The following is an 18575-nucleotide window of genomic DNA, read 5'->3' as shown; positions in this document are numbered from 1 at the left end:
GGAATAAATCAGCACTTGCAGGCACATTCGGCAGGCGGAGTTTTTTATTTTAAAAAAACCTTAACACATTGTGTGAACAATTTGCCTGTTTGCCAGTTTTTTGGTGTAGTTGATTACTAATAATGAATTATAACCATGGGAAAAATTTCTGATAAGATTAAGGTTGGGGTTGTTACCGGCTCCGATTTACAGTTGCTTTTTAAGATTGCCAAAGAAGATCAATTCGCGATGCCGGCTGTTAACGTGGTGAATTCGAGCTCGGTGAATGCCGTTTTGGAGGCAGCTAAATTGGTTGATTCTCCGGCCATTATTCAATTTTCAAACGGGGGAGCCCAGTTCTATGCCGGAAAAGGATTGAAAATGGAAGGTCAGGGGGCCCAGATCGCGGGTGCAATAGCCGGTGCAAAATACATTCACCAGGTGGCTGAGTTGTACGGAGTACGTATTGTTTTGCATACCGATCATGCTGCAAAAAAATTATTGCCCTGGATTGACGGCTTACTGGATGCAGGCGAAAAACATTTTGCGGAAACCGGGAAACCGCTGTTTTCATCCCATATGCTCGACCTGTCGGAAGAACCGATCGTGGAGAATATTGAAATCTGCAAAAAATACCTCGGGCGGATGAGCAAAATCGGCATGACACTCGAAATTGAACTGGGCGTGACCGGTGGCGAAGAAGATGGCGTGGATAATACGGGTGTTGACAATTCGCTGCTTTACACGCAGCCCGAAGAGGTGGCTTATGCGTACGAAGAACTGCTGAAGATTAGCCCGAACTTTACCATTGCCGCTTCATTCGGGAATGTGCACGGCGTTTATAAACCGGGCAACGTAAAACTGACCCCGAAAATTCTGGATGCCTCTCAAAAGTATATCGCCGAAAAATACAAAACAGCCGATGCAAAACCGGTGAACTTTGTATTTCACGGCGGATCAGGTTCGACGGTGACGGAAATCAGGGAAGCAATTTCTTACGGAGTGATTAAAATGAATATCGATACTGATACCCAATGGGCATACTGGGATGGCGTGCGTGCCTACGAAGCGGCTAATCGCCCGTATCTTCAGGGACAAATCGGCAACCCGGAAGGAGAAGATAAACCGAACAAGAAATTTTACGATCCAAGGGTTTGGGTTCGTAAAGGAGAAGAATCGATGATTGCCCGGTTAAAATCAGCCTTCGAAGACCTGAATTGTATCGGAAGAAATTAAATACGTAATATTTTTGGTAAAAGCCCTTTTGTTGAAGAGGGCTTTTTTTATTTTTAGCCCCTGAAAAATACGTTTGCATTTTCGTCGGGCGTTTAAAGCTGTTTTTTGTAAAAAAATAACTGGAAATTTAACGATATGTCAGGAACACCAGCAGGCAGGGATTCATTTGGGAGCAAATTTGGCGTGATTGCTGCGACTGCAGGATCGGCCATCGGCTTAGGAAATATTTGGCGATTTCCGTATGTCGCGGGCGAAAACGGGGAAGGAGCTTTCCTGATCGTCTACCTGGCTTTTATTCTTGCAATCGGGATCCCGGTCATGCTGTCCGAGTTTATTATTGGCCGGAGTTCGCAGCGAAATGCCTTTGGCGCATTTAAACGTCTGGCCCCGGGAAAACCCTGGTATTTGGTTGGACTCATGGGCGTTGTGGCTGCTTTTATGATTCTGGCCTTTTACACCGCTGTTGCCGGATGGACACTGGAGTATATTTACCAGTCGGTAACCAACGGTTTTTCAGGGAAGTCGGCAACCGAACTGGCCGATATGTTTGTCGATTTCAGAAGCAGCAACTGGCGGCCATTGATCTGGTTCCTGGTATTTATGGCTTTAACTGCCGGAATTATTATGGCCGGAGTTAAAAACGGAATTGAGAAGTATACTAAAATTCTGATGCCGCTTCTCGTAATTATCCTGATCATCTTGTGTGTCCGGTCACTCACACTGCCTGATTCAGGAGGCGGCTTGTCCTTTTTGTTTAAGCCTGATTTCTCAAAAATAACCACCAAATCCATTCTCGAAGCCTTGGGTCAGGCGTTCTTTTCGTTAAGCGTAGGAATGGGCACTTTAATTACCTACGCGTCCTATATTCAAAAAAAAGAGAATCTCGGAACAACGGCCGTTTCGGTTGCATTGGCAGACACCCTGATTGCAGTGCTCGCAGGGGTTGCCATTTTTCCGGCCGTATTTGCTTTCGGCATAGAACCAGGTTCGGGAGAAGGGCTGGTGTATATCACTTTACCTGTTATTTTTCAGCAAATGGCAGGAGGCTACGTCTTTTCGCTCATGTTTTTTCTTTTACTGGGCGTTGCTGCTCTAACATCAACCATTTCGGTACTGGAGGTGATTGTGGCTTATTTTGCCGAAGAACTGAAAATGACCCGCAAAAAGGCAACCTGGATTGCTACGGTTTCGGTTTCGGTGTTGGGAGTGATGTGCGCACTGTCCTGGGGAGCCATGAAAGATATTCAGATTTTCGGGATGAATGTGTTTGGCTTGCTGAACTTTACCTCTGCAAATATCCTCTTGCCCTTAGGCGGTTTATTGATTGTTATTTTTGTCGGTTGGTTCATCGGTGCCCAAAAAGCCCGGATCGAAATGTCAAACGACGGAAAGCTAAAGCTCAGGTATTTCCCGGCATTTATTTTTATTGTGAAATTGGTGGCCCCGCTGGCGATCGCTCTTGTTTTCCTGCAACAAATCGGTTTACTCGGACTTTAGGCGACAGGTCGCGAAACCTGTCGATGTCATGAACAGAAAAATACTATTTAACAGGTGCTTTCATAGTTGAAATTTATTCGTATTTTGCATATGCAAATACCTGTTAAGTGAAATTAAATCAAATCATCCGCGAATACTTTACATTCAACCGGGCAGAACGGAAAGCCCTGATCGTTTTAATTTTCCTGATCGTTGTTTTTATGGCCGGAAACCAGCTGATTTTTTATTTTGAGAAGCCAGGAGTAGCCGATCAGGAGCAATTTGAACGCTTTTTGGATGAATGGGCGAAAACAAAAGAGCAGCCGTTGGCTGAATCAGAATTATTCCGGTTCGATCCGAATGCCATTGATTCGTTGAGCCTGGCACGGCTGAACCTGCCGGCTTCGGTGAAACGGAACCTGCTGCGTTACCGGAGCTCCGGCGGCCGCTTTAAAACAAAAGAGCAATTCCGGAAAATTTACGGGATGACCGATTCCGTTTATGAGGCCGTTGCCGGGTTGATCAACTTGCCTGCCGATGAATTTGTTGTTCCTGAAAAATCTGCCGCACGGCCGGTAACGAAGAAAGAGACACCAGTCAGGCCAGCTGTTCAACAGGAAGAACAATCCGTCCTTTTTATCCCGGCACCCATTGAAGTTAACCAGGCGACAACCGACGATTTGAAACGGATCCGCGGGATCGGCGATGTTCTGTCGGTGCGCATCGTGAAATACCGCGATCTGCTTGGAGGTTTTTACAGCCTCGACCAGTTGGGCGAAGTGTACGGGCTTAAACCGGAAATGATTCCCGTGCTGAAGACGGAACTGACTCTTGACAGGCAGCCACTGAAGCAGATCAACATCAACTTTGCCGGGTTGGACGAATTAGCAGCTCATCCCTATTTGAGGAGGGAAAATGCCGCTAAAGTGATGTCCTATAAAGCCAGGAATGGTTTTATAGCCGATAAAATAAGTTTATTGGAAGATTCGGTGCTCACCGAGGAAATATACCGGAAAATTTCGCCATATTTAAAAACCAAAAACTAAATTCTTTTGTTCTTTATTGGTAGGTCTTTGGGCCGGTTTGATATTTAGATTCTAAATTTGTTGTGATATATTTGATTGATAAAATAGAATTCATAAATTTGCGGCTCAAAATTTAACAGACAAAAATTAAAAAAATGATCGTTATTCCGGTAAAAGAAGGCGAAAATATCGAAAGAGCCCTTAAAAGATTTAAAAGAAAGTTTGAAAAGACAGGTGTAGTCAAAGAATTACGCGAGAGACAGGCTTTTACAAAACCTTCAGTGACAAGAAGAGCTGAAGTGAAGAAAGCTATCTATATTCAGGGAATGCAACGTCAGGAAGACTAGATTTGATGTGAGTCTGGTTCCTGGTTGCTTTAATTAAGGGTCTATGTCCTATCAGGAATCATTTCTGAAATATTTACGGTTCGAAAAAAGATGTTCGGACCATACCGTTGTCGCTTATAAAAAAGACCTCGATCAGTTCGAAGAATTCCTATTCAGGACGGTCGGGGATTTTGACATTTTAAAGGTGAACAGCAAAATGGTCAGAAACTGGATCGTCTCATTGATGGAAGAGGGGCACGCGTCTAAAACAGTCACCCGAAAAGTAACGGCATTAAAATCGTTTTATAAGTTCCTGTTGCGTCAGGAACTGATTGAAGCAACGCCGCTCAGTATGGTCATTACTCCCAGATTGCCCAAAAAACTTCCGTATTTTGTTGATGAGAACAGTTTAAACGTCTTGTTGGACAATGGCTACTTCGGAAAAGATTTTACGGGTATTCGCGATAAATTGGTGATCAGCCTTTTTTACGGAACCGGGATGCGGCTGTCTGAACTCGTCCATTTAAAAGATCAGGATATTCTGCAACATGAAACTTTGATCCGTGTTTTGGGTAAAAACAACAAAGAACGAATCATCCCTTACCCAAGAAGCATGAATCCGTTGATAGATGAATATTTTACGATCCGTAACGGGGAATTTGGGAATAGCAGTTCCTGTGTTTTTGTGACTTCAAAGGGCAAACCGGTATATCATAAACTGATTTACCGGATTGTGAAAAACAGCCTGTCATGGGTCACCACCCTGGAAAAGAAAAGCCCGCATGTTTTAAGACATACCTTTGCGACCCACCTGTTGGACCGCGGCGCCGATTTAAACGCAGTCAAAGAACTTTTGGGACACAGCAATCTGGCAGCTACGCAGGTTTATACCCACACATCAACAGAGAAATTACAACGCATTTACAAACAAGCTCATCCAAGAGCTTAAACAAAAGGAGGAAAAGTTATGAATGTTAATGTTAATGCCATCCATTTTGTAGCAGATCAAAAATTAGTTGATTTTGCCGTAAAGAAAACAAGTAAGCTGGATACTTTTTTTGACGGGATTATTGCAGCTGAAGTCATGTTAAAGGTATTGAAGCCGGAAACATCCAATAATAAAATTGCCGAAATAAAAATATCGATTCCTACCTCCGATTATCTGTTTGCCAAAAAACAGGCAGATACTTTTGAAGAAGCTATTGACCTCTCCATTGATGCTTTACGCAAGCAACTTTCCAAATTCAAGGAGAAACTGAAGGAAAAATAATTTCAAAAAAAAGTGACCGGGTTTGTGAATTAATTGAAAATATTTATACATTTGCAAACCATTTTTGAATAAGGCTTCTGAGCAAGCAGGGCAAAAAAACGGGATACCCCAGTAAACATACGAAAGTGCTGATTTGCCGGGGTTTTGATACGAAAATGGGTGTTGTTGATGTTGTTGCCGGATTAGCTCAGTTGGCCAGAGCACGTGATTTGTAATCTCGGGGTCCTCAGTTCGAATCTGAGATCCGGCTCAAAGGATTGATGATTGATTAATGATGATTGTGGCGTTGAAAGATTGTGCGTTTCAATTATAAATCATCAATCACCAATAGAAAATTGAAAAAGGGGAGATACCAAAGTGGCCAACTGGGGCAGACTGTAAATCTGCTGGCTCATGCCTTCGTAGGTTCGAATCCTGCTCTCCCCACACAAATGATGATTGATAAACGATGATTGATGATTGATTGCCTGAAACAAAGCAACGGTATTTTCAAATCATCAATCAAAAATCAACAGTTATCAGTTAAAAGCGGGAGTAGCTCAGTCGATAGAGCATTAGCCTTCCAAGCTAAGGGTCGCGGGTTTGAATCCCGTCTCCCGCTCAAATGAAAGATTGGAAAATTAGAGTATCGGAATATTAGAATGCATTCTAAATATTCTGAAATTCGAGATTCTGATATTGTTTAGGCCGTGGTAGCTCAGGGGTAGAGCGCATCCTTGGTAAGGATGAGGTCGTGAGTTCAATTCTCATCCTCGGCTCAGATTAAAATTAAATAAAATTTAAAACTCTTATTTGTTATGGCAAAACAACATTTTAACAGGGATAAGGACCATGTAAACATTGGTACCATTGGTCACGTTGACCACGGTAAAACTACCCTTACAGCTGCTATCACCAGCGTGTTGGCAAAAAAAGGTCTTTCTGAAGTAAAATCTTTCGATTCAATCGACAGTGCTCCTGAAGAAAAAGAACGTGGTATTACCATTAATACAGCACACGTTGAATACCAAACTGCTACCCGTCACTATGCGCACGTTGACTGTCCGGGACACGCCGACTATGTGAAAAACATGGTAACCGGTGCTGCTCAGATGGACGGCGCCATTATCGTTGTAGCCGCTACAGACGGTCCGATGCCTCAAACCCGCGAACACATCCTGTTAGCCCGTCAGGTAAACGTACCGAAACTGGTCGTTTTCATGAACAAGGTTGATATGGTTGAAGACGAAGAGTTGTTAGAGTTGGTAGAAATGGAAGTTCGCGAATTGTTGGATTTCTACGGATTCGACGGTGAGAATGCTCCTGTAATCAAAGGTTCTGCTCTTGGCGCATTGAATGGCGAACCGCAATGGGAAGACAAAGTAATGGAATTGATGGACGCTTGCGATACCTGGATTCCACTGCCTCCGCGTGATATTGACAAACCATTCCTGATGCCGGTTGAAGACGTATTCTCCATCACAGGTCGTGGTACTGTTGCTACAGGTCGTATCGAAACCGGAGTTGTTCATACCGGCGACGAACTTCAGTTGATCGGTTTAGGCGCAGAAGGCCGTAAAACCGTATGTACCGGAGTTGAAATGTTCCGTAAAATTCTGGACGACGGTATGGCTGGTGACAACGTTGGTCTGTTGCTTCGCGGTGTCGACAAAAAAGAAATCAAACGCGGACAAATCCTGGCAAAACCGGGGTCAATCACTCCTCACACCAAATTCAAAGCTGAGGTTTACGTGTTGAAAAAAGAAGAAGGTGGTCGTCATACGCCGTTCCATAACAAATACCGTCCTCAATTCTACCTGCGTACGCTGGACGTAACCGGTGAAATTTCGCTGGAAGAAGGACGTGAAATGGTTATGCCTGGCGATAACGTAACCATCAATGTGACCCTGATTTATCCTGTTGCCTTGAACATCGGTCTTCGTTTCGCAATCCGCGAAGGTGGTCGTACGGTAGGCGCCGGTCAGGTAACTGAAATTTTAGCTTAATCGTTAAAAAATAACAGATAGAAGAAGTCCCGGATCCCCGGATCCGGGACTCTTTACGGATGAACCCGGACCGGGGGTTTTGTGTTTTTACAGAGCAGGTTCGATTTCCCGCCATCCGTCCAACTAAAAAAAAGGATAATGAAACTTAAACTATATTTCGAAGAGGCTTATAATGAACTGATTCATAAGGTTTCCTGGCCTACTTGGAAAGAGTTGCAGAATAGTGCTTTTGTTGTAATGGTTGCTTCCTTTATTATAGCACTGATCGTTTTCGTAATGGATTTCTCTTTTGAAAACCTTATGGAACAAGTGTACAGATTATTTTACTAATACGATTGGAGATTCGTCATGAGCGAAAACGTAAAAAAATGGTATGTTCTGAGAACTGTCGGAGGTAAAGAGAAGAAGGTGAAGGAATATATTGAAAACGAAATTGCAAATGCTGGACTTCAAGAGTACATTTCACAGGTTTTGATTCCAACGGAAAAGGTCTATCAAATACGCAACGGGAAAAAGATCAGCAAAGAGCGAAATTTTTTTCCGGGTTATGTATTGATAGAAGCTGCCCTGGTAGGTGAGATTCCACACATGTTGAAAAATATTACCAACGTGATCGGATTCTTAGGTGACACCAAAGGGGGAGAACCGGTGCCCATGCGCCAGTCTGAAGTGAACCGTATTTTAGGACGGGTCGACCAAATGGCTGAAGCAGATGCTGAGGTGAATATTCCTTACGTTGTAGGCGAAACGGTGAAAGTAACCGACGGTCCTTTTAACGGATTCAACGGAATCATTGAAGAAATCAATGAGGAGAAGAAGAAGTTGAAAGTGATGGTCAAAATTTTTGGACGAAAAACACCTTTGGAACTTAGCTTCATGCAAGTGGAAAAGGAGTAGTAAATTTTATCATTAATTATTATGGCTAAAGAAGTTGCTGGATTAATCAAATTACAAATTAAAGGGGGTGCGGCTAATCCTTCACCACCTGTAGGACCAGCATTGGGTAGCAAAGGGGTTAACATCATGCAGTTCTGCAAACAGTTTAACGGCCGTACTCAGGACCTTGCCGGTAAAGTACTTCCCGTTATCATCACTGTTTATGCAGATAAATCGTTTGATTTTGTAATTAAACAACCCCCGGTAGCCGTTCAATTGTTAGAAGTAACCAAACTGAAATCAGGCTCAGCCGAACCTCATGCAAAAAAAGTTGCCAAGGTGAGCTGGGAACAGGTTCAACAAATTGCAGAGACAAAAATGTCAGACCTGAATTGTTTCACCTTGGAATCTGCTATGAAAATGGTTGCTGGTACTGCCAGAAGTATGGGGATCACTGTTGAAGGTGAATTCCCAGCTAATAACTAATTAAAATTTTTAAAATGGGCAGAATTACAAAGAATATGAAGCTTGCTCAGGAGAAGCTCGAAAAAGGAAAACTCTATTCCATGTCCGAAGCTGCACAATTAGTGAAAGAACTTACTTTCACCAAATTTGACGCTTCCGTGGATATTGACGTTCGCCTGGGAGTAGACCCTCGAAAAGCAAATCAAATGGTTAGAGGCGTAGTTTCTTTACCCCACGGAACAGGGAAAGAAGTCCGCGTACTGGCTCTTGTAACTCCGGATAAAGAAGCCGAAGCAAGAGAAGCCGGTGCAGACTTTGTTGGTTTGGACGATCTGATCGAAAAAATCAAAGGCGGATGGACCGATTTCGATGTGGTAATTACTCAACCTCCTGTGATGGGGAAAATTGGCCCGCTGGGACGTATCCTGGGTCCGAGAGGATTGATGCCGAATCCAAAAAGTGGTACGGTTACCATGGAGGTCGGCAAAGCGATCAGCGAAGTGAAGCAGGGTAAGATTGATTTTAAAGTCGACAAATTTGGTATAGTTCATACTTCAATCGGCAAAGTTTCTTTTGATCCGGCGAAAATTGAAGAGAACGCACGCGAGTTTGTTCATACAATTATCAAACTGAAACCCACTGCTGCCAAAGGTACTTATGTGAAAAGCATTTACATCTCAAGTACCATGAGTCCCGGAATTCAAGTTGAACCTAAGTCAGTAACTGACTAGTAAAAAATCGTTGAAATGAAAAGATCGGAAAAATTAGAGATTATTGATAATCTTACCCAAGAGATCAATTCTTACAGCCATTTTTATCTGGCCGATGTTGCTGAGTTAAACGCGGAGGATACAAGCAGTTTACGACGCCTGTGTTTCAGTCAGGATGTAAAATTGATTGTTGTAAAGAATACGCTGTTGCGCAAAGCTCTCGAAAAATCTGACAAAAATGCAGAAGAGCTTTACGACGTACTTAAAGGCAATACCTCAATCATGTTTAGTGAGGTTGGTAATGTGCCGGCGAAACTGATCAAAGACTTTAGCAAGAAACATAAAAAGCCCGTATTGAAGGCTGCTTATGTGCAGGAATCAGTTTACGTAGGAGCAGATCAACTGGAGGCATTGACTTCTATCAAGTCGAAGGACGAATTACTCGGCGATCTTATTGCACTGTTGCAGTCACCAATGAAAACAGTATTGGGGCAACTTCAATCAGGAGGCAATACGATTCACGGTATCCTTCAGACACTTTCAGAAAAAGAATAATTTTAGTTACAATTTATCGCATAAAAAATTTTTAGGAAATGGCAGATTTAAAAGCACTTGCAGAAGAGTTAGTAAACTTGACTGTAAAAGAAGTTAACGAATTAGCTGACATTTTAAAAACAGAATATGGTATTGAACCTGCTGCCGCAGCTGTTGCTGTTGCCGCCCCTGCCGCTGGTGGTGGTGACGAAGATGTAGCTGCTGTTCAGACTGAGTTTGATGTAATCCTCAAAGCTGCAGGACAATCAAAACTCGCTGTTGTTAAATTGGTTAAAGAATTGACTGGATTAGGTCTTAAAGAAGCTAAAGAAGTTGTAGACGGAGCTCCGAAAGCAATTAAAGAAAAAGTTTCTAAAGATGAAGCAGAAGCATTAAAATCTCAGTTAGAAGAAGCTGGAGCTGAAGTTGAACTTAAATAAGAGACTTTCGACCTTAAAATCAGGTCTGTAATGGTTTAGAACCTCACCGCAGTGAGGTTCTAAGCCTTTTTGTATATTTGTGTTTTAAGTTCACTTAATATTGTTGATACATGTCATTAAATATTGAAAACCAGAGGATTAGTTTCTCTTCTACAAAAACAGTATTTGATTATCCCGATTTCCTCGAAGTACAGATTAAATCGTTCAAAGAATTTTTTCAGATGGCTACGACCCCTGAAAACAGGAAGAATGAAGGTTTATTCAAAGTCTTTGAAGAAAACTTCCCGATCACAGATACTAGAAATAATTTCGTACTTGAATTTATAGATTATCAGGTTGATCCTCCCCGCTATTCGATTGAAGAATGTATTGAAAGGGGATTGACTTTTAGTGTCCCGGTGAAGGCAAAACTAAAACTGTATTGTACTGATCCTGAACACGAAGACTTTGACACGGTGGTTCAGGACGTATATCTGGGAACTGTGCCCTACATGACAGAAAGAGGTACTTTCGTCATCAACGGTGCCGAACGTGTGGTCGTTTCGCAGCTGCACCGTTCTCCTGGGGTTTTCTTTGGCCAGAGTGTCCACGCAAACGGCACCAAACTGTATTCGGCCCGGATCATTCCTTTTAAAGGATCATGGATCGAATTTGCCACCGATATAAACAGTGTCATGTTTGCATACATCGACCGTAAGAAGAAATTACCTGTAACTACTTTGTTGCGGTCTATTGGTTATGAAAGTGATAAAGATATCCTGGAAATTTTCGGTCTTGCCGACGAAATTAAGGTTTCAAAATCAGGCTTAAAGAAAATTGTCGGCCGCAAACTGGCTGCACGTGTTCTGAAAACCTGGGTCGAAGATTTCGTCGACGAAGATACCGGTGAAGTGGTATCCATCGAACGAAACGAAGTGCTGATCGACCGAGAAACCGTGATTGAAAACGAGCACATCGATGAAATCGTTGATTGCGGAGCCAAGACCATCCTTCTTCATAAAGAAGATCAAAATCTGCAGGATTTCGCTATAATATACAACACCCTTCAAAAAGACCCGTGTAACTCGGAAAAAGAAGCGGTGCTTCACATTTACCGTCAGTTGCGTAATGCAGAACCGCCCGATGAAGCGACTGCCCGCGACGTGATCGATAAACTGTTCTTCTCCGAAAAACGTTACGACCTGGGAGAGGTTGGGCGTTACCGGATCAACAAAAAGCTGGGTCTGGATATTGACATGGGCATCCAGGTACTGACTAAAGAAGATATCATTGAGATCATTAAATACCTGATCAAGCTGGTTAACTCAAAAACAGATGTCGATGATATCGACCACTTGAGTAACCGGCGGGTACGGACTGTTGGCGAACAGATGTACAACCAGTTTGGCGTTGGTTTGGCCCGTATGGCCAGGACCATTCGAGAACGGATGAATGTGCGTGACAATGAGGTTTTCACCCCGATCGATCTGATCAACTCGAAAACCTTATCGTCGGTCATTAACTCATTCTTCGGAACAAACGCCTTGTCGCAATTCATGGATCAAACCAATCCTCTGGCCGAGCTGACGCATAAACGTCGTATGTCGGCCCTGGGGCCCGGTGGTCTGTCGCGCGAACGTGCAGGCTTCGAAGTACGCGACGTACACTATACGCACTACGGGCGTTTGTGCCCGATTGAAACACCGGAAGGACCGAATATCGGTTTGATTTCTTCGTTGTGTGTTTTTGCTAAGGTAACCGACCTTGGATTTATTGCAACACCCTACCGTAAAGTGGATAACGGCCAGGTAGACCTGTCGGATGAGGGGGTTCTTTACCTGACTGCCGAAGAAGAAGAGGGACGGGTGATTGCACAGGCAAATGCCCCGATTGATGACAGCGGATACTTCATCAACCAACGTGTAAAATCGCGTTTGGAGGGCGACTATCCATTGGTTGATAAAGAAGAGGTTCAGTTGATGGACGTTGGTCCGAACCAGATTGCGTCGGTTGCTGCTTCGCTGATTACCTTCCTGGAGCACGATGATGCCAACCGTGCCCTGATGGGATCGAACATGATGCGCCAGGCAGTTCCGCTCCTGCGCCCCGAAGCTCCTGTCGTTGGTACCGGTCTCGAAGCAAGCGTTGCCCGCGATTCTCGGGTGATGGTTTTGGCTGAAGGCGAAGGGGTGATTGAGTATGTGGATGCAGACGAAATTATTGTTCGGTACGACATGACTGACGATGAAAAATACGTCAGTTTCGACCCGGAACTGAAAAGTTATAACGTGCCGAAATACCAGAAAACCAACCAGGGAACCGTGATCGACCTGAAACCAATTGTGGTGAAAGGCCAACGGGTATCCAAAGGCGAGATCCTGACGGAAGGTTATGCCACGCAGGGTGGCGAGTTGGCTTTGGGCCGGAACCTGAGGGTGGCATTTATGCCCTGGCAGGGTTACAACTACGAGGATGCCATCGTAATTTCCGAACGCGTTGTTCGCGAAGATGTTTTCACCTCTGTTCATGTGGATGAATATGCACTGGAAGTTCGCGATACCAAACGCGGTGTCGAAGAATTTACTTCGGATATTCCAAACGTGAGCGAAGAAGCTACGCGTAACCTGGATGAAAACGGATTGATCCGTATTGGCGCGGTGGTGAAACCGGGCGATATCTTGATTGGTAAAATTACGCCAAAAGGGGAATCAGATCCTTCGCCCGAAGAAAAACTGCTGCGTGCCATCTTCGGCGATAAAGCCGGTGATGTGAAGGATGCTTCGCTGAAAGCGTCGCCTTCGCTGAACGGTGTCGTTATTGATAAAAAATTGTTCTCACGGGTTGTCAAGGATAAAAAAGGTAAAATGGCAACCAAACCGCTGCTCGATCAGATTGATGAAGAATTTGACCGCCAGATCAGTGCGCTGAGGGCTAAGCTGGAAGATAAATTGTTTAACCTGGTAAATGGTAAAACCAGCCAGGGAATCAAGGACTATTACGGCGGCGATGTGATTCAGAAAGGAGTGAAGTTTACCCTGAAACAATTGCAGGAGATTGATTATCTGACGGTTAATCCGGGTAAATGGACGACTGACAAAGATAAGAATGACATGATCTACCAGTTGATCCTGAATTTCATCCAAAAATACAAAGAGCATGAAGCTGTTGCCCGCCGGAAACGCTATAATGTAACCATTGGAGACGAACTGCCTGCAGGCATTATTCAGTTGGCAAAAGTTTATGTTGCCAAAAAACGTAAACTGCAGATTGGTGACAAGATGGCCGGACGTCACGGAAACAAAGGGATCGTGTCGCGTATTGTTCGCGACGAAGATATGCCGTTCCTGGCCGACGGTACGCCGGTCGACATTGTTCTTAACCCCTTGGGGGTACCTTCGAGGATGAACCTGGGACAGATTTACGAAACGGTGCTTGGTTGGGCAGGAAAAGAGCTTGGATTAAAGTTCGCGACTCCAATCTTCGACGGTGCAAGCCTGGAAGAAGTCACGGAATATACCGATAAAGCAGGCGTTCCTGCATTCGGACGCACGGTTCTTTATGACGGTGAAACCGGTCAGCCATTCGACCAGCCGGCAACTGTCGGCGTCATCTATATGCTGAAACTGGGACACATGGTGGAAGACAAGATGCATGCCCGTTCAATTGGTCCGTATTCATTGATTACGCAACAGCCCTTGGGTGGTAAAGCCCAGTTTGGGGGCCAGCGTTTTGGTGAAATGGAAGTTTGGGCGCTCGAAGCATTCGGAGCTTCTCATATCCTGCAGGAAATCCTGACGGTTAAGTCGGATGACGTTCTGGGACGTGCAAAAGCTTATGAATCAATCGTGAAAGGCGAACCAATGCCTCAACCCGGAATACCTGAGTCCCTGAATGTATTGCTGCACGAATTACGCGGTCTGGGCTTAAGCGTGACCTTGGATTAAGGACAACGGAACGCGAGTTCCTCGTATTAATTTGTTAAATATACCTTGATATATGGCTTTTAGAAAAGACAATAAAGTTAAGAGCAGTTTTACCAAAATAGCGATTAGTCTTGCTTCTCCCGAAGAAGTGCTTGAACATTCCCATGGTGAAGTTTTAAAGCCTGAAACAATCAACTACAGAACGTATAAACCGGAACGTGACGGTTTGTTCTGTGAACGGATCTTCGGGCCTGTAAAAGATTATGAATGTCATTGCGGAAAATACAAGCGTATTCGCTACAAGGGAATTGTTTGTGACCGTTGCGGTGTTGAAGTAACCGAAAAGAAAGTCCGTCGCGAACGGATGGGACATATTTCCCTGGTGGTTCCGGTGGCGCACATTTGGTATTTCAAGTCGCTTCCGAATAAAATCGGCTACTTGCTCGGTTTACCGACCAAGAAACTCGACAGTATTATTTATTACGAACGGTATGTGGTTATCCAGGCCGGTGTAAAAGCTCAGGAAGGGGTAAAAAAACTTGATTTCCTGACGGAAGAAGAGTACCTGGATATTTTGGATACGCTTCCGAAAGAAAACCAGCATCTGGATGATGATGACCCCAATAAGTTTATTGCAAAAATGGGAGCCGAAGCGCTTTACATGTTGTTGGAGCGCATCGAACTGGATGAACTTTCGTATGATTTACGTCACAAAGCAGGAACAGAAACTTCGCAACAGCGGAAAAGCGAAGCCCTAAAAAGGTTGAATGTTGTTGAAGCGTTCCGCGCAAGTAAAAATATCAACCGTCCCGAATGGATGATTGTGAAAGTTGTTCCGGTTATTCCGCCCGATTTACGTCCTTTAGTGCCACTGGATGGCGGGCGTTTTGCCACATCCGACCTGAACGACCTTTATCGGCGGGTGATTATCCGCAACAACCGGTTGAAACGATTGATCGAGATCAAAGCTCCCGAGGTGATCCTCCGTAACGAAAAGAGGATGTTGCAGGAAGCAGTCGACTCGTTATTTGATAATTCACGGAAATCCAATGCCGTAAAAACGGAAAACAACCGCGCCCTGAAATCACTGTCCGACAGTTTGAAAGGAAAGCAAGGCCGTTTCCGTCAAAACCTGCTTGGTAAACGTGTTGACTATTCTGCCCGTTCCGTAATCGTGGTTGGCCCGACGCTCAAATTGCATGAATGCGGCCTTCCGAAAGATATGGCGGCAGAGCTTTACAAACCCTTCATTATTCGGAAACTGATTGAAAGGGGAATAGTAAAAACCGTAAAATCGGCCAAAAAGATTGTTGATCGTAAAGATCCGGTGGTCTGGGATATTCTTGAAAATGTATTGAAGGGGCATCCCGTGATGCTGAACCGTGCGCCGACTTTGCACCGGCTTTCCATTCAGGCCTTTCAGCCTGTATTGATCGAAGGGAAGGCCATTCAGTTGCACCCGCTGGTTTGTACCGGTTTTAACGCCGACTTTGACGGCGACCAAATGGCCGTGCATGTGCCGCTAGGCAACGCCGCCATACTGGAGGCCCAGTTGCTGATGCTGGCATCGCAAAACCTGTTGAACCCGGCTAACGGCGCGCCGATTACCGTTCCTTCGCAGGACATGGTTCTTGGATTGTATTACATGACCAAACACCGTGCTGGTGCCCGGGGCGAAGGTATGACCTTCTATTCGCCCGAAGAAGTAATCATTGCCTATAATGAAGGCAAGATTGATATGCATGCCATCGTCAAGGTAAAAGTGGATGATGTTGACGATCACGGTGAAGTACTGAAACACATTATTGAGACAACAGTCGGTCGTGTCATCTTCAACCAGGTGGTGCCGCGTAAAGTGGGCTACATCAACGAATTGTTGACGAAGAAATCGTTGAGAAATATTATTTCTGATATCTTCAAAACAGTCGGTAACGCGACAACAGTACGTTTCCTCGACGATATCAAAGATCTGGGATACAAAATGGCCTACCGTGGAGGTTTGTCGTTTAACCTGAGCGATGTGATCGTTCCTGTTGATAAGCGTGAAATTGTTGAAGTTGGTTACGAGGAGGTGGAAGAAGTGATGAATAACTATAATATGGGTTTCATCACGAATAATGAACGCTACAACCAGGTGATCGATATCTGGACACATGCCAACGCCAAGTTGACCAATTCGGTAATGAAAACCATCAGTACCGACAAGCAAGGGTTTAACTCGGTGTACATGATGCTTGACTCAGGCGCCCGTGGTTCCAAAGAGCAGATTCGTCAGCTTTGCGGAATGAGGGGATTGATGGCAAAACCTCAAAAATCTGGTTCTACCGGTTCGCAGATTATCGAAAACCCGATTTTGGCGAACTTTAAAGAAGGTTTGTCTGTTTTGGAATACTTTATTTCCACTCACGGCGCCCGTAAAGGGTTGGCAGATACCGCACTGAAAACAGCCGACGCGGGTTACCTGACCCGTCGTTTGGTGGATGTTGCCCAGGATGTAATCATCTCGGACGAGGATTGCGGAACCTTGCGCGGTTTGGTCGCTTTTGCGATCAAAAACAACGAGGAAGTGGTAGCCTCCCTGTTCGAACGGATCATTGGCCGTACAACGGTACACGATATTTTCCATCCGCTTACCGGCGAGTTAATCGTACGTACCGGCGATCTGATTACCGAAGAAATTGCCAAACAGATCGAAGACTCTCCGATTGAGAGTGTGGAGATTCGTTCGGTATTAACCTGCGAAGCTAAAGTTGGCGTATGCAGCAAATGTTATGGGCGTAACCTGGCTACCGCGAATCTCGCACGCCGGGGTGAGGCTGTTGGCGTTATCGCGGCACAATCGATCGGTGAGCCGGGTACCCAGCTGACCTTGCGTACATTCCACGTGGGTGGTATTGCCGGTAACATTTCGTCTCAATCAATGGTTGAGTCGCGTTACGACGGTATTGCAGAGATTGAAGAGTTGCGTAAGGTCGATTCGGTCGACGAAACAGGGAAAAAAGTGTCTGTTGTTGTTGGTCGTTTGGCCGAGTTGCGTATTATCGACAAAAATACCCGCATCCCCTTGTCTACTCATACCATTCCGTATGGTTCGAAACTGTTTATCGAAAATGGGCAGGAAGTATCGAAAGGACAACGGATTTGCGAGTGGGACCCCTATAACGGTGTTATTATTACCGAATACAACGGTAAAATTTCATTTGAGAACCTGATCGACGGTATTACCTTCCGGGAAGAATCAGATGAACAAACCGGTTACAAAGAAAAAGTGATCATCGAAACCCGTGATAAAACCAAAAACCCCTCTTTGCGGATTTTGGACGAACAGGGTGAAGTGATCCGTTCGTACAACTTACCCGTAGGCGGGCACATTTCGGTTGATGAAGCTGAATTGGTAAACGCAGGGCAGGTGTTGGTTAAAATACCCCGTGCTTCGGGTAAAGCAGGCGATATCACCGGTGGTCTTCCCCGTGTGACCGAATTGTTTGAAGCCCGTAACCCGTCGAACCCGGCTGTTGTTTCGGAGATTGACGGCGAAATTTCACTGGGTAAAATTAAACGTGGTAACCGCGAGATTATCGTGACCTCTAAGGGCGGCGATGTGAAAAAATACCTGGTGCCCCTGTCAAAACAGATTCTGGTCCAGGAAAACGACTACATCAAAGCAGGTACTCCCTTGTCCGACGGCGCGATTACACCTTCAGACATCCTGGCCATTAAAGGGCCAACGGCTGTGCAGGAATATATTCTGAATGAAGTTCAGGATGTGTACCGGATGCAAGGTGTAAAAATCAACGACAAGCACTTTGAGGTGATTATTCGTCAAATGATGCGGAAAGTTGAAATTGACGATCCGGGCGATACCCGCTTCCTGGAAAAACAGGTGGTCGACAAAAACGAATTCCTGCACGAAAATGACTGGATCTACAATAAAAAAGTGGTGATAGAACCAGGTGACTCGGAACTTCGTGCCGGTATGATCATCACTGCGCGTCGTTTACGTGACGAAAATTCCGTCTTGCGTCGTCGTGATAAAAAACTGGTAGATGCCCGCGATGCCATCCCCGCAACCTCGAGCCAGGTACTGCAGGGGATCACCAGGGCTGCTCTGCAGACCCGTAGCTGGTTGTCGGCTGCATCATTCCAGGAAACAACTAAAGTGCTGAACGAAGCTGCGATCCAGGGTAAAGTGGATTACCTGGACGGATTGAAGGAAAACGTTATTTGCGGACACCTGATTCCGGCCGGTACTGGTTTAAAAGAATACAAAAACCTGGTGGTCGGTTCGCGTGAAGAATACGACCGTATGATGGAAGTTAAAGAAACTGAAAACGTAGGCCGCGAGGATTAA

15 protein-coding genes and 4 tRNA genes are annotated in these 18575 nt (G+C 44.9%); all 19 read left to right on the top strand.

What is annotated here, in order from left to right:
- Positions 1-135 precede the first annotated feature (135 nt).
- Complete coding sequence (gene fbaA / locus ACOIT5_RS03230; RefSeq protein ID WP_423129025.1) at positions 136-1215, top strand: class II fructose-bisphosphate aldolase; 1080 nt, start codon at positions 136-138, stop codon at positions 1213-1215.
- A 135-nt stretch (positions 1216-1350) separates the two neighbouring features.
- The gene (locus tag ACOIT5_RS03225) at positions 1351-2712 is read left to right on the top strand and encodes a sodium-dependent transporter (protein ID WP_423129024.1); all 1362 of its coding nucleotides are present in this window, start codon (positions 1351-1353) and stop codon (positions 2710-2712) included.
- Positions 2713-2819: 107 nt separating this feature from the next.
- Positions 2820-3737 carry a helix-hairpin-helix domain-containing protein gene (locus tag ACOIT5_RS03220; protein ID WP_423129023.1) on the top strand — a complete coding sequence of 306 codons (918 nt, stop codon included), beginning with the start codon at positions 2820-2822 and terminating at the stop codon, positions 3735-3737.
- A gap of 134 nt (positions 3738-3871) precedes the next feature.
- Positions 3872-4063 carry a 30S ribosomal protein S21 gene (gene rpsU / locus ACOIT5_RS03215; protein ID WP_423129022.1) on the top strand — a complete coding sequence of 64 codons (192 nt, stop codon included), beginning with the start codon at positions 3872-3874 and terminating at the stop codon, positions 4061-4063.
- 43 nt (positions 4064-4106) lie between these two features.
- Positions 4107-4991 carry a tyrosine-type recombinase/integrase gene (locus tag ACOIT5_RS03210; protein ID WP_423129021.1) on the top strand — a complete coding sequence of 295 codons (885 nt, stop codon included), beginning with the start codon at positions 4107-4109 and terminating at the stop codon, positions 4989-4991.
- Positions 4992-5009: 18 nt separating this feature from the next.
- Complete coding sequence (locus ACOIT5_RS03205; RefSeq protein WP_423129020.1) at positions 5010-5312, top strand: HPF/RaiA family ribosome-associated protein; 303 nt, start codon at positions 5010-5012, stop codon at positions 5310-5312.
- Positions 5313-5488: 176 nt separating this feature from the next.
- Positions 5489-5562, top strand: a tRNA-Thr gene (locus tag ACOIT5_RS03200).
- A 93-nt stretch (positions 5563-5655) separates the two neighbouring features.
- Positions 5656-5738 (top strand) — tRNA-Tyr (locus tag ACOIT5_RS03195).
- A 102-nt stretch (positions 5739-5840) separates the two neighbouring features.
- Positions 5841-5913 (top strand) — tRNA-Gly (locus tag ACOIT5_RS03190).
- An 85-nt stretch (positions 5914-5998) separates the two neighbouring features.
- Positions 5999-6070: transfer RNA gene (locus tag ACOIT5_RS03185), tRNA-Thr, on the top strand.
- Between the two features lie 39 nt (positions 6071-6109).
- Positions 6110-7297, top strand: coding sequence for an elongation factor Tu (gene tuf / locus ACOIT5_RS03180; protein ID WP_423129019.1), 1188 nt, complete (start codon positions 6110-6112; stop codon positions 7295-7297).
- 138 nt (positions 7298-7435) lie between these two features.
- The gene (gene secE / locus ACOIT5_RS03175) at positions 7436-7627 is read left to right on the top strand and encodes a preprotein translocase subunit SecE (RefSeq protein ID WP_423129018.1); all 192 of its coding nucleotides are present in this window, start codon (positions 7436-7438) and stop codon (positions 7625-7627) included.
- Between the two features lie 18 nt (positions 7628-7645).
- The gene (nusG, locus tag ACOIT5_RS03170; protein WP_423129017.1) at positions 7646-8194 is read left to right on the top strand and encodes a transcription termination/antitermination protein NusG; all 549 of its coding nucleotides are present in this window, start codon (positions 7646-7648) and stop codon (positions 8192-8194) included.
- Positions 8195-8215: 21 nt separating this feature from the next.
- Positions 8216-8659: a 50S ribosomal protein L11 gene (rplK, locus tag ACOIT5_RS03165; RefSeq protein WP_423129016.1), complete on the top strand. Its 444-nt coding sequence runs from the start codon at positions 8216-8218 to the stop codon at positions 8657-8659.
- Positions 8660-8673: 14 nt separating this feature from the next.
- On the top strand, positions 8674-9369 hold the full coding sequence (gene rplA, locus ACOIT5_RS03160) for a 50S ribosomal protein L1 (protein WP_432205916.1): 696 nt from the start codon (positions 8674-8676) through the stop codon (positions 9367-9369).
- Positions 9370-9384: 15 nt separating this feature from the next.
- The gene (rplJ, locus tag ACOIT5_RS03155; protein WP_423129015.1) at positions 9385-9903 is read left to right on the top strand and encodes a 50S ribosomal protein L10; all 519 of its coding nucleotides are present in this window, start codon (positions 9385-9387) and stop codon (positions 9901-9903) included.
- A 38-nt stretch (positions 9904-9941) separates the two neighbouring features.
- Complete coding sequence (gene rplL / locus ACOIT5_RS03150) at positions 9942-10322, top strand: 50S ribosomal protein L7/L12 (RefSeq protein ID WP_423129014.1); 381 nt, start codon at positions 9942-9944, stop codon at positions 10320-10322.
- 110 nt (positions 10323-10432) lie between these two features.
- Complete coding sequence (gene rpoB, locus ACOIT5_RS03145; protein ID WP_432205915.1) at positions 10433-14245, top strand: DNA-directed RNA polymerase subunit beta; 3813 nt, start codon at positions 10433-10435, stop codon at positions 14243-14245.
- Positions 14246-14297: 52 nt separating this feature from the next.
- A complete protein-coding gene (gene rpoC / locus ACOIT5_RS03140) occupies positions 14298-18575 on the top strand; it encodes a DNA-directed RNA polymerase subunit beta' (protein ID WP_423129013.1) in 4278 nt (1425 codons plus the stop codon).

It is taken from the genome of Gaoshiqia hydrogeniformans (assembly GCF_049347105.1).
Classification (GTDB): Bacteria; Bacteroidota; Bacteroidia; order Bacteroidales; family Prolixibacteraceae; genus Gaoshiqia; species Gaoshiqia hydrogeniformans.
This window is presented reverse-complemented; position numbering and strand designations above follow the sequence as displayed.

Coding starts and splice junctions, on each gene's coding strand:
- fbaA (WP_423129025.1), top strand. CDS start 136: ATGGGAAAAATTTCTGATAAGATTAAGGTTGGGGTTGTTACCGGCTCC.
- ACOIT5_RS03225 (WP_423129024.1), top strand. CDS start 1,351: ATGTCAGGAACACCAGCAGGCAGGGATTCATTTGGGAGCAAATTTGGC.
- rpsU (WP_423129022.1), top strand. CDS start 3,872: ATGATCGTTATTCCGGTAAAAGAAGGCGAAAATATCGAAAGAGCCCTT.
- ACOIT5_RS03210 (WP_423129021.1), top strand. CDS start 4,107: ATGTCCTATCAGGAATCATTTCTGAAATATTTACGGTTCGAAAAAAGA.
- ACOIT5_RS03205 (WP_423129020.1), top strand. CDS start 5,010: ATGAATGTTAATGTTAATGCCATCCATTTTGTAGCAGATCAAAAATTA.
- tuf (WP_423129019.1), top strand. CDS start 6,110: ATGGCAAAACAACATTTTAACAGGGATAAGGACCATGTAAACATTGGT.
- secE (WP_423129018.1), top strand. CDS start 7,436: ATGAAACTTAAACTATATTTCGAAGAGGCTTATAATGAACTGATTCAT.
- nusG (WP_423129017.1), top strand. CDS start 7,646: ATGAGCGAAAACGTAAAAAAATGGTATGTTCTGAGAACTGTCGGAGGT.
- rplK (WP_423129016.1), top strand. CDS start 8,216: ATGGCTAAAGAAGTTGCTGGATTAATCAAATTACAAATTAAAGGGGGT.
- rplA (WP_432205916.1), top strand. CDS start 8,674: ATGGGCAGAATTACAAAGAATATGAAGCTTGCTCAGGAGAAGCTCGAA.
- rplJ (WP_423129015.1), top strand. CDS start 9,385: ATGAAAAGATCGGAAAAATTAGAGATTATTGATAATCTTACCCAAGAG.
- rplL (WP_423129014.1), top strand. CDS start 9,942: ATGGCAGATTTAAAAGCACTTGCAGAAGAGTTAGTAAACTTGACTGTA.
- rpoB (WP_432205915.1), top strand. CDS start 10,433: ATGTCATTAAATATTGAAAACCAGAGGATTAGTTTCTCTTCTACAAAA.
- rpoC (WP_423129013.1), top strand. CDS start 14,298: ATGGCTTTTAGAAAAGACAATAAAGTTAAGAGCAGTTTTACCAAAATA.